We start from the raw sequence: 17,109 nt of genomic DNA, 5'->3' as shown, positions 1-17,109 counted from the left end.
CAAGCCTAAATTGCCATTGTAAAGCACACTGAAAGTGGCCGATATGAATATAAGTAAAACCGTTGCACTAACCCTGCTGGCAGCCAGTCTTGCCGCCTGTGCCAGCAAAAAAGATAACCTGCCTAAACTGGATTATCAGTCTGACAATAAAAAAATTGTTCAGCTGGATGTACCTCCTGATTTGACTGATCCGAATCAGGGGAACCGCTTTAGTGCACCTGGCAGTACACTGATTAATGGGGCTGTACGTGCCAGTGACATGAACAAGAAAGCAGGCAAAACTCAGAATAATGCGAATGCACAGGTACTGACTCAGGTACCGAATATTCATTTACAACGTGATGGCAGTATTCGCTGGCTGACTATCGATAACAAGCAAGCTGCTGAATTATGGCCGCTGCTCAGAGCATTCTGGCAGGAACAGGGCTTTACCATCGAGCGTGAAGAACCATCCATTGGTCTGATGCAAACCAACTGGGCGGAAAACCGTGCCAAACTGCCATCTGATGTGATTCGCGGTATATTCGAAAAAGTAGGTCTGGGTGGTGTTTACTCCAGCGGCGAGCGGGATATGTTTACTATCCGTCTGGAACGTAATAGCAAAGGCGGTACAGATGTATTCTTCAGCCAGAAAGGTATGAAAGAAGTCTATACCAGCAAAGATGGTGACAGCACTGCATGGCAGCCAAGACCAAATGAGCCTGAGCTGGAAGCAGCATTTCTTGCGCGCTTTATGCAATATCTTGGTGCAGACGCCAAACAGGTACAGCAACAGATAGCTGCCCAAAAACAAAACCCGAATGAATACAATCTAGCCAAAATTGATGGCAATAGTATTTACCTGCTTGGACCTCAGGAACGTAACTGGAGACGTGTTGCACTGGCTCTGGATCGTGTTGGTCTAAATGTAATTGGCGAAAACCAGAGTCAATATGCTTATCTGGTTGAAGTAGCTGCTGCAGAAGCCTCTTCTGTTTCTAATAAAAAACCAGGATTATTCGGACGTATGTTCGGACGTAGCAAAAAAGCTGAACAACAGCAACAGCCAAAACAGCAACCTCGTCTGATGGTACTGGCAATACCTCTCAAGGATGGCGGAACACGTGTCACTCTGGCCAATGAAGATGGTACAATATATACCGGAAAAGATGCCACAAAATGGCTTCAGCAACTGGATCAGCAATTACGCTAACTTTAAAAAAGCCTGCTTATGCAGGCTTTTTTAAACCAAACAACTACCCAGACTTTTATTTCAGGTCGCCTAATTAAATAATTAGAATCAATTTGGATTAAATGGATTGTTTGATTTCTAATCAGAGCTAATTAATTACTTTAAGATTAACTTAACTGACACGGGATTTTTGTTTTATGCTGTTTTCAGGATTCGATTAAATTACTTATCAAATACTTTTTTAAATTACATACTAACGATTTAATATTTATATCTTTTAAAAATAAAATTATTTTTATACAATCTTTTTTACTGTTCAATCTGTTTATTATACAACCGGTTTTCTTGTCTATTAGACAGATAAACAGATTCTAAAGATAGAAAATAAAAAATTCTGAAGTGTCAAATATGAAAAAATTAATTGTTAGTTATTGTGTTCTTTCAATGACCGTAATTGGAGCTTTAGTTATCGGTACAATATTCTTTGCGGATATACGCTTTCCATTATGGTACAGTATCACCTGCTTTGTTATTGCTGCTTTCGGCTTAATAATACTAACGCCATTTACCATTAAAATAATTAAAATTAATCGAAACTTAAATTAATTCAATATCCATTTTCAATAATATTAATTTATTTTATATGCATATTTTTAACTATAAGTTGTAAATATTTATTATTTAAATATTTACAATAGTTTTCATTTAACAGATTTTCTGTATATAATTGGCTGGAATTTCTTCTTTAACCTTTTATAATGTCAGACTAATGAAAAAATTAATTATAATGCATATCTGCACAAGCCTTATGTTTGTAATCTTTCTCGGTATCGGATTTTTTCTCTATAATAAAGATCAGCAACTGACAATTTATAGTAAAACATTTTTTATCCTAGGTGCAATTATGGCTATCGGAGAAATGCCTTTGACCTTTAAATTAACCAAAATGAAACAAGAGAATCAGCAGAAATCTGAAACAACTACAGATTTTACTTCATTGGGAAAAAAATAAAATTTTTCAGTTTATGAAATCACTATAATTAATATCAATCTGTATTTTATAAATAACTCATATTTTTTTACTTAAAATTGATTTATAAACTGATTTATTTTATTCCGGCTGTAAGTAATAATCGTAAATAGCTGTATCTTTCTTAATTAACCAATCTGTCCAGCCAATTTATATCTTTTTAAAGCATTTACGAATGACGAAACTCAAACTTTTATTACTCATTCTGGCTTCATGTACATTTATGTTTATTGGCTGGGTTGTGCTGGGCTGTTATTATTGGGTACATCAACAGCACACTATTGCGATAATCTGCTGTTTACTCGCTTTCATTAGTGTACTGGGGCAATTTGCTGCGCTGGCATTTACTTTGCGTGAACGTGCATACCGGCAAATTAATCAAGTGTTATCCTCAAATGATGTAAACCATGAATAAAATTGTTCTTGCCAGTAATAATCAGGGCAAGCTGGCTGAATTCAGCCGCCTGTTTAATTCTTTAAATATCGAAGTTGTTCCGCAGTCTGAATTTAATATTCCTGAGTGCCCTGAACCTTATGTCACATTTGTTGAAAATGCACTTGCTAAAGCACGTCATGCCAGCCGTTATAGTGGCTTACCGGCATTAGCCGATGATTCTGGTATTTGTGCCAATGCACTGCATGGCAAACCTGGCGTCCATTCAGCACGTTATGTAGGTACAGAACCAAAATCAGATACAGCCAACAATGCCAAGCTGGATGATGAATTACGCAATTGTGATGACAAAAGTGTGTTTTATGTATGCGTACTGGTTTTAGTGCGTCATCCTGATGATCCACAGCCATTAATTGCTGAAGCCAATTGGTCTGGGCTGTGGCAATCCTCTGCTGCAGGAAGCAATGGTTTTGGATACGATCCGCATTTTTATGTTCCAGACCAGAAACTGACTGCAGCACAAATGAGTCAGGAAGAAAAAAACCGGATAAGTCATCGTGCTCAGGCATTAAATATTTTAATGGATAAACTGCGTGAGCAGTATGGTCTGAATACTCATGTCTGAGTTTCCCGTTTCTCTGCAAATACCGCATTCTGTTACGCCAGCTTTGACCAGTTTACCACCACTATCTCTGTATATTCATATTCCATGGTGTGTTCGCAAATGTCCGTATTGCGACTTCAATTCGCATCAGCTTAAACAAGAACTGGATGAGCAGAAGTATATTGATGCCTTATTAACTGATCTGGAAACTGAACTGCCTTATTTCTGGGGTAGGTCTGTTCACACAATTTTTATCGGCGGAGGGACCCCCAGCCTGTTTTCCGCATCTGCAGTTGAAAAACTCTTAAGCGGCATTCGTGCACGGGTTAATCTGTTACCTACAGCAGAAATTACCCTTGAAGCCAATCCGGGCACATTTGAACGCGATCGTTTTGCAGATTATGCAGCAGCTGGTATAAACCGGCTTTCCATCGGAGTACAAAGTTTTGCCAATGACAAACTGGCTGCACTGGGAAGAATTCATAACCGCAATGAAGCACTAAATGCCATTGAATCAGGCTTAATCCTGTTTCCTAAACTCAATATTGATTTGATGTATGCCTTACCAGAACAAACTGTCGAACAGGCAAAGGAAGATATTAATACAGCAATTGCAACGGGAGTAAGGCACATTAGTGCTTATCAGCTTACACTGGAACCCAATACACCTTTTGCCCATTCGCCTCCTCCGAAGCTACCAGATGATGACCATATTGCTGATATAGAAGAAGCGGTATATACATCACTGTCACAGGCAGGTTTTCATCATTATGAAACGTCTGCCTTCGCCCACCCTCAGCAACAATGCCGGCATAATCTGAACTACTGGCAATTTGGTGATTATATCGGTATCGGAGCTGGCGCTCATGGTAAGATATCCAGTGCTCAGGCAATTGAGCGCACTACTCGGTGCAGGCATCCGAAAGATTATCTGCAAGCGATGCAGCAGCAACCTCAGTGTGCTATTGTCCGCCGGCAAATTTCTGCACAGGATTTGCCTTTTGAATTTATGCTGAATGCTCTGAGATTAACTGACGGAGTTCCTACTACATGGTTTAGCGAGCGTACCGGCTTGCCTGTTACCTCCATTCAATGTGCGATTACTCAGGCCGTAGAGCGAGGTTTAATGAACGCAGATCCGTTAAACTTACGTCCGACTGCACTCGGACGTACTTTTCTGAACGATTTACTGGCTTTATTTTTGAAAGACTGATAACCCCTTTTCATACCAAGGAGTAAAAACATGGGAAAAAATATTATTCATACTAAGAAAGCACCGGCCGCTATCGGTGCTTATTCACAAGCAGTGCGTGCTGGCAATACAGTATATCTTTCCGGTCAGATTCCGTTAGTAGCTGAAACAATGCAAATCGTTGATGGCGGTTTTGCTGAACAGGCACATCAGGTGTTTAAAAATCTCCGGGCAGTTGCAGAAGCAGCCGGAGGCAGTCTGAATGATTTGGTAAAAGTAAATGCCTATCTGACTGATTTGAGTAATTTTGCTACGTTTAATGAGATTATGGCGCAGTACTTTACAACTCCTTATCCAGCTCGTGCTGCTGTTGAAGTTTCTGCTTTACCTAAAGGTGCTCTGGTTGAAGCTGAAGCCATTCTGGTACTGGACAAGTAAACAGACAAATCGGGACAAACCAGTTTGATTAGGTTTATCCCGATTTCTCGGGAGATGAACATGGCACAGTATGTGATTGGTGACTTACAGGGATGTCTGACAGAGTTTAAAAAACTGCTGGACAAACTGAATTTTAATCCCGGTACTGATACCTTATGGCTTACCGGAGATCTGGTAAACCGGGGCCCGCAATCACTTGCCACATTGCGTCTGGTAAAACAGCATGATGGCTGTATGCAGACTATTCTGGGAAATCATGACTTACATTTACTTGCACTGCATTATGGTTATGGCAAACTCAAACGTGCAGATACAATCAGTGACATTCTGAATGCGCCCGACAGAAAACAATTAATTGACTGGTTACTCCGACAGCCTTTATATCGCCAGCAGGACAATTATGTCATGGTACATGCAGGGATCTGGCCTGAATGGACATGCGATCAGGCACAGCTACTGGCTCAGGAAGTGGAAACCGTATTGCAAAATACACCGGAACAATTTTTTTCCCGAATGTATGGAAATAAACCTGTTCGCTGGAACAATAATCTCAGTGGCGATGAGAGATTGCGTTTTATCACTAACAGCTTTACCCGGATGCGTGCACTGACTGATGACGGAGCAATGGATTTTGATTATAAAGGGACGCTCATTAATATACCAGCGCATCATATTCCATGGTTTAAGGCGCCACACCGCCAAAATATCGATAAAACCATTCTATTCGGTCATTGGTCGGCATTAGGTTTATATCAGGCCGATAATGTTGTGTGTGTGGATACCGGTGCTTTATGGGGGGGTAGCCTGACAGCTTTTAATCTGAATGACAGAAGCGTGGTACAGATACCAAGTGAAATAAAGTTAAATATTGAAAATTAAATACAGTTAAAATAATGACTTTCACATACTAACAGTTGACCTTGAAAGCAAATATTTCACTTGAAACATGTTGTTGTGAAGAATTTTTTATTCATGTACTATTAACATAGTAACGATAACGTTTAAACTGTATTATTTAATACTACCCTACATTAGCTAAAAAAGACTAAGATACAGCTATTGCATCTTTACCTAAGCCAAGTATGATGGTTTATGTTATCAGAAGATTTATTCATAAATGCTTATAAGGAGTTGTCATGAAAAAAGTTCTTGTCCCGGCTGTATTGTTGATGCTGGCTGTTACCGGCTGTGCATCAAAACATCATCATAAAGCACCTTCTGCACAAGTAGTCGTACCTGCTGCAACTACAGCGAACGTACAGATTGATGCACGTAAAGAAGTAGCTTATTTATGCGGTACTGGAGCAGCCAAAAACCGTTTGACTGTAATGTACGGATTGCAAGGTCAGAACGTCGTGGCAGCTCAGGTAAATTATCAGGGCAGACTTTCTCCTGTAATGATGCGTGATGCACGTGATGTTAACTACAATACTTTCGTTTCTCCCGAAGGCATTACCTGGAAAACTGCTATTGCCAACAGCGATACTGTAGATAAAGTTGGTGCTCTGGGTCTGTTACAGCCAAGCAAACAGGTGATTAACGGTCAGGAAAAAATTGTTCCGCAAATCGTTACCCAGAACTGCGTAATAGATAATGGTACAGTGGCAGTAGCTCCGGCTAAAACTAAAACTGTTAAAACCACCAAAACTGTTACTACCAAAAAAGTATACAAACGCAAAAAATAATTGATTGTATTTTGAAAAACGGCAACCTTTCAGGTTGCCGTTTTTATTTTATATATGAATAAAAAACTCTTCTACTTCGTATCTGCACTAGCCAGTCGGAGTAACAGACAAATTCTAATAAATCAGAATAAATCATGGTTTAACTTGAAAGCAGTAATAACTGCCCTTATTTAAATGCAGTTATTTTCTCCGGCAGCTATCCGGCTGCTGGTCAGCAAAGGATCACGAGACATGCAACAATTCGACGGTACAACCATTATTTCCGTTCGCCGCGGTGAAAACGTCGCCATCGGTGGAGATGGTCAAGTGACACTGGGTAATACCATTATTAAAGGGACTGCACGCAAAGTGCGCAAACTGTATAACAATCAGGTGCTGGCCGGGTTTGCCGGTGGTACCGCCGATGCATTTACCCTGATAGAACTATTTGAAAGTAAATTGCAAAAACATCAGGGTAAACTGATGCTGGCTGCAATTGAGCTGGCTAAAGAATGGCGTACCGATCGCGCATTACGCCGTCTGGAAGCAATGTTAATTGTGGCAGATAAAAAAAACACACTGGTAATTACCGGAAATGGTGATGTGCTCGAACCGGAACAAAGCATTGCAGCTATTGGTTCCGGTGGTGCTTTTGCCCAGTCGGCAGCACGTGCATTAATGGAAAATACCGAGCTTGAACCGGCTGAGGTAGTTAAAAAATCCCTCGAGATTGCCGGTGACATCTGCATTTACACAAATCAGAGCCATACTATTGAAACCTTGTAAATTTATTGGCCGTTTAATTTGTATTTTAAAACGGTCATATCTCAAGATTGGAACAAGATGAGTACATCTGTAATGACCCCGAGCGAAATCGTTCATGAATTAGATAATCATATTATCGGGCAAACTCAGGCCAAACGTGCAGTAGCAGTAGCGCTGAGAAACCGGTATCGCCGCAGTCGCGTTGCCGAACCTTTACAAAGCGAAATCGTTCCGAAAAATATTCTGATGATCGGGCCTACTGGTGTAGGTAAAACTGAAATAGCCCGCAGACTTGCCCGTCTGGCCAACGCACCTTTTATTAAAGTAGAAGCCACCAAATTTACTGAAGTAGGCTATGTAGGCCGTGATGTTGACAGTATTATTCGCGATTTGATTGAAATTGCACTAAAAAACATTCGCAACCAGACAATCGCTAAAAACCGCGACCGTGCTCAGGATGCCGCAGAAAACCGTATTCTGGATGCTCTCCTGCCTCCACCGCGCAGCGTCGGTTTTGCCGGTGAGCCACAGGAAGCTCAACCGGAAAATCACACCCGGCAGAAATTCCGTCAGATGCTGCGTAAAGGCGAGCTTGACGATAAGGAAATCGAGATTGAGGTTGCCGCTAATCCTTCTCCGACCATGTCTGTTATGGGTCCTCCGGGAATGGAAGACTTCACGAATCAGTTGCAAGATATGTTCAGCAGCATGGGACAGGGTAAAACCAAAGCTCAGAAAATGAAAGTAAGCGCTGCCATGAAATTACTGCTGGATGAAGAAGCAGCTAAACTGGTAAGCGAAGAAGAATTACGTGAACAGGCAATTAAGTCAGTTGAACAAAATGGCATCGTATTTTTGGATGAAATCGATAAAATTGCTACTGACAGCAGTCGCCATGGCGGAGATGTTTCACGTCAGGGTGTGCAGCGTGATTTACTGCCGCTGGTTGAAGGGACAACGGTACAAACCAAGTATGGCATGATTAAAACTGATCATGTTTTATTTATTGCATCTGGCGCATTTCATCTTAATCGACCTAGTGATCTAATCCCTGAATTACAGGGGCGCTTTCCGATTCGTGTTGAGCTGGATAATCTGAGTGTAGATGACTTTAAAGCCATTCTGACAACGACCCACGCTAATTTGACTGAACAGTACTCTGCTTTACTGGCTACTGATGATGTCAATCTGCAATTTACTGATGACGGCATTGCCCGTATTGCTGAAATCGCTTTTCAAGTTAATGAAAAAACCGAAAATATTGGTGCACGCCGATTGCATACGGTTATGGAAAAATTACTTGAAGAAGTTTCCTTTGATGCGCCAGCCGGCGATATAACCATTGATGCAGCTTACGTTGATGCACGTTTACAGGATATAGCTGAACGTGAGGATCTGGCTCGTTACGTATTGTAATACTATATTCAAGCGGCTTCGGCCGCTATTTTATTAATTGCGAACCTCTTTTTTCTCCCCGATATTCAATTAAATATAACCAATCTATGACCTCAATTTCATCGCGAACCTATCAGCCTTATCTTTTGCAGCACTATAGGTTAACCCAGTGGTCGCACCAATTACTTGCTACTACATTAGCAGCATTATTAATGGCTATATCAGCCAATATAAGCATTCCTCTGCACCCTGTCCCTTTATCGCTGCAATCGCTGGCAGTTTTACTACTCGGTGCATTTTTAGGACGAAAGCTCGCTGTATTAGCCATACTTGAATATTTGCTGCTTGGTGCCTGCGGTCTGCCTTTTTTTGCGGGTGGGTATGGCGGAATAAATGTATTGGTATCAGCCTCTGCCGGTTATCTGTACGGTTTCATATTCAGTGCGTATATCGCCGGCTGGGCTGCTGAAAGAGGCTATGACCGACATTTTTTCAGCGGATTATGCGCCTTTGCACTTGCTCATCAGATTATATTTGTCTTTGGTGTTTTTTATCTGGCTTTTTATTTGCATACCAGTATTCATCATGCATTGCAATTAGGCTATCTGCCATTTGCCGGTTTTGATTTACTTAAATTTTTTATTGCGACGGCTATTATGTTCACTCTGTGGCAATTTGGTAAAAAGCCAAGCTAATATCTTCAAGATAAGAAAACCGTACGAAAGCAATGTAGCAACACACTTGGATCATGTTATCACTGCTATTCTCAGACGGTTTTCTATTTATTCTGACTATTTTTTAAATTGCCGTATCGTCCCGCTCTCCGGTCCGAATACGAATAACGCTTTCTACCGGCAATACAAAAATTTTACCATCTCCGATTTTGCCGGAATGAGCAGCGGCAATAATTACCTCAATCGCCTGTTCAACTCTGTCATCAGGTAATACCAGTTCAATTTTTACCTTGGGTAAAAAATCTACTGCATATTCAGCGCCGCGATAAATTTCTGTATGTCCTTTCTGCCGACCAAAACCTTTGACCTCAGATACAGTCATTCCGCTGAAACCTACATCAGACAAAGCTTCACGCACATCATCCAGCTTAAACGGTTTAACAATTGCTTCAATTTTTTTCATGCCGCCATGTTCCTTTTTACTGTATCCACAGTGCTAAAAACTACCATATCCTTATCTGAAACTCAAACTACCATGATTTAATAACATAAATTTAAGCAAAGCACTTATTTTTCGCGTAAAATTGCGTTTCAGCCAAAACCCACTACTAAAGTGAGCTACTCTCATCATGTCAGTTGTTCTGTCACTGTGCGGCGAGGCCGCACTTTCCCCGTTTCGTATCGAAAAATTGTTACAGCAGGCAGCCAGATTACAACTGGATTGTAATATTCAGATCAACAGTGAATATCGCTATTTCGTGGCTTCAGCCACCGAACTTGATTCTGGTCAACAGCAAAAACTGCTTCAACTTTTACGTGCTACCCATCAGAACAGCAATACTCTGACAGGCACGCAATTATTGGTTACACCCCGTCTGGGCACTATTTCACCATGGGCATCCAAAGCAACCGATATTGCACACAATTGCGGACTAAACGTAATTGAGCGCATTGAGCGCGGCATCCTGTATTCATTTTCGCGTGAGCTTAGTCAGCAGGAACAGGATAGCTGGCAAACCATACTACACGACCGCATGACAGAAAGTGTACTAACTGCTGTAGCGGACGCTACACAACTGTTTCACACAACTGCGGCAAAAAGTTTTACCAGTATTGACATACTGGCAAATGGCAAAACAGCTCTACAAGCAGCTAACCAGCAAATGGGGCTGGCATTATCTGCAGATGAAATAGATTATCTGGTTGAAAATTATCAGCAACTGCAACGTAATCCTACCGATGTAGAACTGATGATGTTTGCTCAGGCAAACTCAGAACATTGTCGACACAAAATATTTAATGCCAAATTTATTGTTGATGATGAAGCCAAACCTGAATCTCTGTTTGGCATGATTCGGGCTACGCATCAGGCGCACCCTGAAGGTACACTGGTCGCTTACAAAGACAATTCATCAATCATTGCCGGGGCCAGTATAGAACGCTTTTACCCACAGGCAAATCAACAACAGAAATATCAATTCAGCACTGAAGAAACACATATTCTGATGAAGGTGGAAACCCATAACCACCCTACCGCTATCGCACCATTTGCCGGCGCTGCTACCGGTTCCGGCGGGGAAATCCGTGATGAAGGCGCTACAGGAAAAGGCGCACGTCCTAAAGCAGGTTTAAGCGGTTTCAGTGTTTCTAATCTATGTATTCCCGAATTTACTCAGCCATGGGAACAATATACAACTACACGTAATCAGTACGGTAAGCCAGCACATATTAGCAGTGCGCTGGATATCATGCTGGATGGCCCGATCGGTAGCGCGGCCTTTAATAACGAATTTGGTCGTCCTAATTTGCTCGGCTATTTCCGTACCTTTGAAGAATTATTCAGCGGTACTATGCGCGGCTTTCATAAACCTATTATGATTGCAGGCGGGCTGGGTAATATACAGGCACAGCAGGTTTTCAAAGACAATATTCCCGCAGGTGCATTACTTATTCAGTTGGGCGGACCGGGCTTACTGATCGGTTTGGGTGGCGGAGCAGCCTCCAGCATGAGTACCGGAGCAAATCATGCTGATCTGGATTTCGACTCAGTACAGCGTGGTAATCCTGAAATTGAGCGGCGTGCACAGGAAGTTATTGACCGCTGCTGGCAACTTGGCTCAGAAAATCCGATTATATCCATTCATGATGTTGGTGCAGGTGGTTTATCTAACGCTTTTCCGGAGCTGGTCAACGATGCCGGCCGCGGGGCAATCTTTCAGTTACGCCGCATACCACTTGAAGAACATGGCCTTAATCCGTTGCAGATTTGGTGTAATGAAGCTCAGGAACGCTATGTTTTGGCAGTACAGCCTGAAAATCTGGAAATATTTCAGTCCATATGCCAGCGTGAACGTTGTCCGTTTGCTGTTGTCGGCACAGCTACTGATGATGGCCAGCTGCAATTACATGATGAATTATTCAATAACAACCCGGTAGATATTCCTCTGGACGTATTACTGGGCAAACCACCTAAAGTGACTCGCACTGATTCTACTGTTAATGAAGAGATTCCTTATTTTGACGGAAGTAAACTCGATATTCGTGAAAGCCTGTACAGAGTATTAGGTCTGCCTGCTGTAGCCAGCAAACAATTTCTGATTACCATTGGCGACCGCAGTGTTGGCGGCCTCACGCATCGCGATCAGATGATTGGAAGATATCAGACACCGGTTGCAGACGTTGCCGTAACCAAAATGGGCTTTAATACCTTACGTGGCGAAGCCATGAGTATGGGTGAAAAATCACCTGTAGCTTTATTTTCCGGTGCAGCCTCAGGGCGTATGGCAGTTGGTGAAGCATTAACCAATATTGCTGCCACAGACATCGGAGAAATGGGCAAAATTAAACTTTCTGCCAACTGGATGGCTGCCTGTGGTTTTGCCGGAGAAGATGCCCGTCTGTATGAGACTGTCAAAGCCGTATCCGAACTGTGCCAGAAACTGCAAATCAGTATACCTGTAGGCAAAGATTCATTATCAATGCAAACACGCTGGCATGATGCCGGTGAAGAAAAAAGGGTAGTTTCGCCTTTATCCGCTGTCATCACAGCCTTTGCACCGGTTCAGAATGTGCTCAACACTGTGACACCCGAGCTACAGAATATTGCAGATACTACCCTGCTGGCCATTGACCTCGGTCAGGGATACAGCCGAATGGGTGGAAGTGCTTTGCAGCAGGTATGGAAAAATCTTTGCGGTTCAGCTCCGGATATCAGCAATCCCGAAATCATTTCTAAATTTTTCACACTTATTCAGTCATTGATTCAGGAACATAAAATTCTGGCCTATCATGACCGCAGTGATGGCGGATTGGTAGTAACACTGGCTGAAATGATGTTTGCTGCCCATATCGGGGTGACTATTGATATTGCATCTCTCATCCGGCAAACCAATAAGCACAGCCAGAATCAGAAGCTGCAAGATGCCGCTGTACGCAGTCTGTTTACAGAAGAGCTTGGTGCGGTTATTCAGATACGCAATGATGACCTTGCCAGCATTCAGAATGCTTTTGCCTCTGCCGGCATAGCTGAAACTTTACATGTGCTTGGTCACATCAATACAACTGACCGGTTAATGGTTCAGCATGGTAATACTGTTTTACTCAATGAAAATCGGGTTGAATTGCAAAAGAGCTGGAGTGAAACCAGCTATCAAATGCAACGCTTACGCGATAATCCTTGCTGTGCAGACAGTGAATTTGCCTTACTGGAGCAGGAACAGCTGTCAGAATTATTTGCCAGCCTGAGCTTTAACCCGGCAGAAGATATTGCTTTACCTTATATTCATCGGCATCAGCAGCCTAAAGTTGCCATTCTTCGTGAACAGGGCGTCAACGGACAATTAGAAATGGCGGCTGCATTTACCCGCGCTAATTTCGAAACTTACGATGTTCACATGAGTGATTTACTAAGCGGACGGGTTAAATTAAGTGATTTTCAACTGCTGGCTGCCTGTGGCGGATTCAGCTATGGTGATGTACTGGGCGCCGGAGAAGGATGGGCAAAAAGTATCCTATTTAATGAACAACTGCGACAACAGTTTGCAGAATTCTTTGACAGACAGGATACACTGACACTAGGCGTGTGTAACGGCTGTCAGATGCTCAGCAATCTGGCTGAAATCATCCCGGGTGCAGATAACTGGCCACGCTTTCGGCGCAATATTTCCGAACAGTTTGAAGCTCGCCTGAGTATGGTCACTATTCCGGCTTCCTCATCATTAATTCTGGCTGATATGGTCGGCAGTAGTTTACCGGTAGTAGTGAGTCATGGAGAAGGACGTGCAGATTTTGCTCACCTGACCAATGACGCCATACCGGCAGATCTTTCTATTGCACTCCAGTATATCGATGGTCAGAATCAGGTAACGGATATATATCCGCTCAATCCGAATGGCTCTCCGGCCGGTATTGCCGGTGTCAGCAGTACGGACGGCCGCGTCACCATTATGATGCCGCATCCTGAACGGGTATTCCAGACAGCGCAAATGAGCTGGGCTCCGCGTGACTGGCCGGAAATGTCCGGTTGGTACCGGCTATTTGCCAATGCACGAAAAATTTTAAACTGATAATTACGAGGGAATCATCATGCCATTACTCGACAGTTTTACTGTAGACCATACCCGTATGCATGCTCCGGCGGTACGTGTGGCTAAGAATATGACCACACCCAAAGGAGATGACATTACTGTATTTGATTTACGCTTCTGCAAACCGAATCAGACTATACTGCCTGAAAAAGGTATGCATACTCTTGAGCATTTGTTTGCCGGATTCATGCGCGACCATCTTAACAGTGATCAAGTGGAAATTATTGATATCTCACCAATGGGCTGCCGCACCGGTTTTTATATGAGTCTGATCGGAACACCTGATGAAGCAACTGTGGCCAAAGCCTGGGCGGAATCTATGCAGGATGTGCTTGCGGTAACTGATCAGAGCCGCATACCTGAACTTAACCGCTATCAGTGTGGCAGCTATACCATGCATTCACTTGAAGAAGCCAAGTCCATTGCCCGAACAGTTCTTGAAAATCAAATTAGTATCAATTACAACAATGATTTAAAACTAGATGAGTCACTATTGCAACACTAGATACTAATCATTGTCATTGCTGCCTGAAATTAAACGAAGCTGTGCTGAGCTTATATTTTAGGCAGTTTTTCTTTTTTCCTGTAAATGTAGATATATACAGCATAAACTTATCCCCTGATATAAAAAAACTAATAAAACAAAAAAATTAATAATTTTTTTTACAATTTTATTCAAATTGAGACAAATCAAAGCAAACTACTTGTCAATCAAGAAAAAATCATTACTTCACTTAACCCAACCATTATCAAGAAGCGGATATAGTCAGTTTTGACAAGTCTTTTTTTTAAAGCAAAAAACCAGTATATTGTGTCTGGAATAACAGTTGACCACTACATTTTGTGTTGGCACTGTTTTTTTCTGCGTTAATTATGCTAGAAAGAATAACTCATGAATGCGGTTGCCAACCTTAAAGTAACCAAACGTAATGGTAGTTTGGAAGACATCAATCTGGATAAAATTCATCAGGTCGTTACCTGGGCTGCAGAAGGCCTGGATAATGTATCCGTATCTCAGGTCGAAATGCGCTCACACATTCAATTTTATAATGGTATTCGTACTGACGATATTCACGAAACCATTATTAAAGCAGCAGCCGACTTGATTTCCACAGAAACACCGGATTATCAGTATCTGGCAGCCCGCTTAGCTATCTTTCATCTGCGTAAAATTGCTTTCGGCCAGTTTGAGCCACCTCACCTGTATGATCATGTGAGTAAGCTGACAGAATCAGGTAAGTACGATAAACATATTTTAGAAGATTATTCTCGCGCTGAATTTGATGAACTGAATGACTGCATAGAACATAACCGTGATTTAACTTTCTCATATGCTGCAGTTAAACAGCTGGAAGGCAAATATTTGGTTCAGAACCGTGTTACCAAACAAATTTTTGAAAGTCCGCAGTTTTTATACATGCTGGTAGCAATGTGCCTGTTCGCCCGTTACCCTCAGGCTACAAGACTGACTTATGTAAAAAAATTCTATCATGCCATCAGTACTTTTAAAATTTCCCTGCCAACACCAATTATGTCAGGTGTTCGCACCCCGACCCGTCAGTTTTCTTCATGCGTACTGATTGAATGTGATGATAGTCTAGATAGCATCAATGCTACTACCAGTGCAATTGTGAAGTATGTATCTCAGCGCGCAGGCATTGGCATTAATGCCGGCCGGATCCGTGCACTGGGCAGCGAAATCCGTGGCGGAGAGGCACAACATACAGGCTGTATTCCATTTTATAAGATGTTTCAGGCAGCTGTGAAATCATGCTCACAAGGCGGTGTCCGCGGTGGTGCTGCTACCCTGTTCTATCCCTTGTGGCATTTGGAAGTAGAAAATCTGCTGGTACTGAAAAACAACCGCGGAGTTGAAGAAAACCGCGTACGGCATCTTGACTACGGTGTACAAATTAATCGCCTGCTGTATACCCGCCTGATTAAGGGTGAAAATATCAGTCTGTTTTCGCCTTCAGATGTCCCGGGGTTATATGATGCATTTTTTGCTGATCAGGACGAATTCGAACGTCTTTATGTTTTATACGAAAAAGACAACAGCATCAACCGCCGCAGTATTCCGGCAGTAGATTTATTTTCATTATTAATGCAGGAACGTGCCGGTACCGGACGTATTTACATTCAGAATGTCGACCATTGTAATACCCACAGCCCGTTTGACCCCAAACTAGCTCCGGTTCGTCAGTCAAATCTGTGTCTGGAAATTGCTTTACCTACCCGTCCGTTAAATGACATTAAAGACCCTGAGGGAGAAATAGCTCTCTGTACCCTTTCAGCATTTAATCTGGGTGCACTGGAAAATCTGGAAGAACTCGAAGAACTGGCCGAGCTGGCTACCCGTGCTCTGGATGCTTTGCTGGATTATCAGAACTACCCTATCAAAGCAGCTAAACTGGCTACCATGAACCGGCGGACATTAGGTATCGGTGTCATTAACTTTGCATACTATCTGGCTAAAAATGGCGTTAAATACAGTGATGGTTCTGCCATAAACCTTACCCACCGGACTTTTGAAGCCATTCAGTATTATCTGCTGAAAGCTTCTGTCAAACTGGCACAGGAACTGGGAGCATGCCCAAAATTCAGCGATACTACTTATGCTCAGGGTTTATTACCGATTGATACTTACAAAAAAGATCTGGATAAAATCTGTCAGGAACCTCTGCATCTGGACTGGGAATCATTGCGTGCCGATATAGTTAAACACGGCCTGCGCAATTCCACCCTGACGGCACTCATGCCATCAGAAACATCCAGCCAGATTGCCAATGCCACAAATGGTATCGAACCACCGCGCGGGCTGGTATCGGTGAAGGCGTCCAAAGATGGTATTCTTAAACAGGTAGTACCGGAATTCGAACGTCTGCACAACCAGTATGAATTGCTCTGGGATATGCCGAATAATGAAGGTTATCTGCATTTAGTCGGTATTATGCAGAAATTTATCGACCAGTCGATATCTGCCAATACCAATTACGATCCGCAGCGTTTTGAAGGACAAAAAGTCCCGATGAAGCAATTAATCAAAGATTTGCTGACCGCCTATAAATTTGGTCTGAAAACTTTGTATTACCAGAATACCCGTGATGGTGCCGATGATATGCAAACCAGTATTCAGGATGACGGTTGCGCCAGCGGTGCTTGCAAAATCTGATTAAACAAGGGTGCATCAGCACCC

Annotated in this window: 14 protein-coding genes; 13 read left to right on the top strand and 1 reads right to left on the bottom strand. The window is 42.5% G+C overall.

Translation table 11 applies throughout. The features are described 5' to 3' along the window. Positions 1 to 43 precede the first annotated feature (43 nt). The 10 genes from bamC (at position 44) to GYX91_RS03995 (ending at position 9,348) form a co-directional block, all read left to right on the top strand. The gene (bamC, locus tag GYX91_RS04040; RefSeq protein WP_078475284.1) at positions 44 to 1,192 is read left to right on the top strand and encodes an outer membrane protein assembly factor BamC; all 1,149 of its coding nucleotides are present in this window, start codon (positions 44 to 46) and stop codon (positions 1,190 to 1,192) included. Between the two features lie 1,184 nt (positions 1,193 to 2,376). Then, positions 2,377 to 2,616, top strand: coding sequence for an NGO_0222 family membrane protein (locus GYX91_RS04035; RefSeq protein ID WP_025330449.1), 240 nt, complete (start codon positions 2,377 to 2,379; stop codon positions 2,614 to 2,616). Beyond that, entirely contained in the window at positions 2,609 to 3,220 is a 612-nt protein-coding gene (gene rdgB, locus GYX91_RS04030) for an RdgB/HAM1 family non-canonical purine NTP pyrophosphatase (protein WP_174830012.1), read from the top strand. The genes GYX91_RS04035 and rdgB overlap by 8 nt, the downstream gene beginning before the upstream one ends. Beyond that, positions 3,213 to 4,412, top strand: coding sequence for a radical SAM family heme chaperone HemW (hemW, locus tag GYX91_RS04025; RefSeq protein WP_174830011.1), 1,200 nt, complete (start codon positions 3,213 to 3,215; stop codon positions 4,410 to 4,412). Before rdgB ends, hemW begins: the two co-directional genes overlap by 8 nt. A 30-nt stretch (positions 4,413 to 4,442) precedes the next feature. Next, a complete protein-coding gene (locus GYX91_RS04020; protein WP_174830010.1) occupies positions 4,443 to 4,829 on the top strand; it encodes a RidA family protein in 387 nt (128 codons plus the stop codon). 60 nt (positions 4,830 to 4,889) lie between these two features. Next, positions 4,890 to 5,708, top strand: coding sequence for a symmetrical bis(5'-nucleosyl)-tetraphosphatase (locus GYX91_RS04015; protein WP_174830009.1), 819 nt, complete (start codon positions 4,890 to 4,892; stop codon positions 5,706 to 5,708). A gap of 257 nt (positions 5,709 to 5,965) precedes the next feature. Next, positions 5,966 to 6,514, top strand: coding sequence for a hypothetical protein (locus tag GYX91_RS04010; protein WP_078475288.1), 549 nt, complete (start codon positions 5,966 to 5,968; stop codon positions 6,512 to 6,514). Between the two features lie 231 nt (positions 6,515 to 6,745). Further along, on the top strand, positions 6,746 to 7,279 hold the full coding sequence (hslV, locus tag GYX91_RS04005; RefSeq protein WP_025330443.1) for an ATP-dependent protease subunit HslV: 534 nt from the start codon (positions 6,746 to 6,748) through the stop codon (positions 7,277 to 7,279). A 57-nt stretch (positions 7,280 to 7,336) separates the two neighbouring features. After that, positions 7,337 to 8,674: an ATP-dependent protease ATPase subunit HslU gene (hslU, locus tag GYX91_RS04000; RefSeq protein ID WP_025330442.1), complete on the top strand. Its 1,338-nt coding sequence runs from the start codon at positions 7,337 to 7,339 to the stop codon at positions 8,672 to 8,674. A gap of 86 nt (positions 8,675 to 8,760) precedes the next feature. Continuing rightward, positions 8,761 to 9,348: a biotin transporter BioY gene (locus GYX91_RS03995; protein WP_174830008.1), complete on the top strand. Its 588-nt coding sequence runs from the start codon at positions 8,761 to 8,763 to the stop codon at positions 9,346 to 9,348. Between the two features lie 103 nt (positions 9,349 to 9,451). Here GYX91_RS03995 and GYX91_RS03990 read toward each other — a convergent pair whose 3' ends face one another. Next, positions 9,452 to 9,790: a P-II family nitrogen regulator gene (locus GYX91_RS03990; protein ID WP_174830007.1), complete on the bottom strand. Its 339-nt coding sequence runs from the start codon at positions 9,788 to 9,790 to the stop codon at positions 9,452 to 9,454. Positions 9,791 to 9,956: 166 nt separating this feature from the next. Here GYX91_RS03990 and purL point away from each other — a divergent pair, with 166 nt between their 5' ends. From purL to nrdA, 3 genes are all read left to right on the top strand, one after another. Then, positions 9,957 to 13,892 (top strand): phosphoribosylformylglycinamidine synthase, encoded by a 3,936-nt coding sequence (gene purL / locus GYX91_RS03985; RefSeq protein ID WP_174830006.1) that lies wholly within the window; start codon positions 9,957 to 9,959, stop codon positions 13,890 to 13,892. A 19-nt stretch (positions 13,893 to 13,911) separates the two neighbouring features. Continuing rightward, the gene (gene luxS / locus GYX91_RS03980; protein WP_084563444.1) at positions 13,912 to 14,418 is read left to right on the top strand and encodes an S-ribosylhomocysteine lyase; all 507 of its coding nucleotides are present in this window, start codon (positions 13,912 to 13,914) and stop codon (positions 14,416 to 14,418) included. 387 nt (positions 14,419 to 14,805) lie between these two features. Next, the gene (gene nrdA, locus GYX91_RS03975; protein ID WP_174830005.1) at positions 14,806 to 17,085 is read left to right on the top strand and encodes a class 1a ribonucleoside-diphosphate reductase subunit alpha; all 2,280 of its coding nucleotides are present in this window, start codon (positions 14,806 to 14,808) and stop codon (positions 17,083 to 17,085) included. Positions 17,086 to 17,109 lie beyond the last annotated feature (24 nt).

Origin of the sequence: Snodgrassella sp. ESL0304 (genome assembly GCF_013344995.1) — a bacterium.
Taxonomy (GTDB): Bacteria; Pseudomonadota; Gammaproteobacteria; order Burkholderiales; family Neisseriaceae; genus Snodgrassella; species Snodgrassella alvi.
Note: the sequence above shows the minus strand (reverse complement) of the source record. Positions and strands in the feature narration are given on the sequence as shown.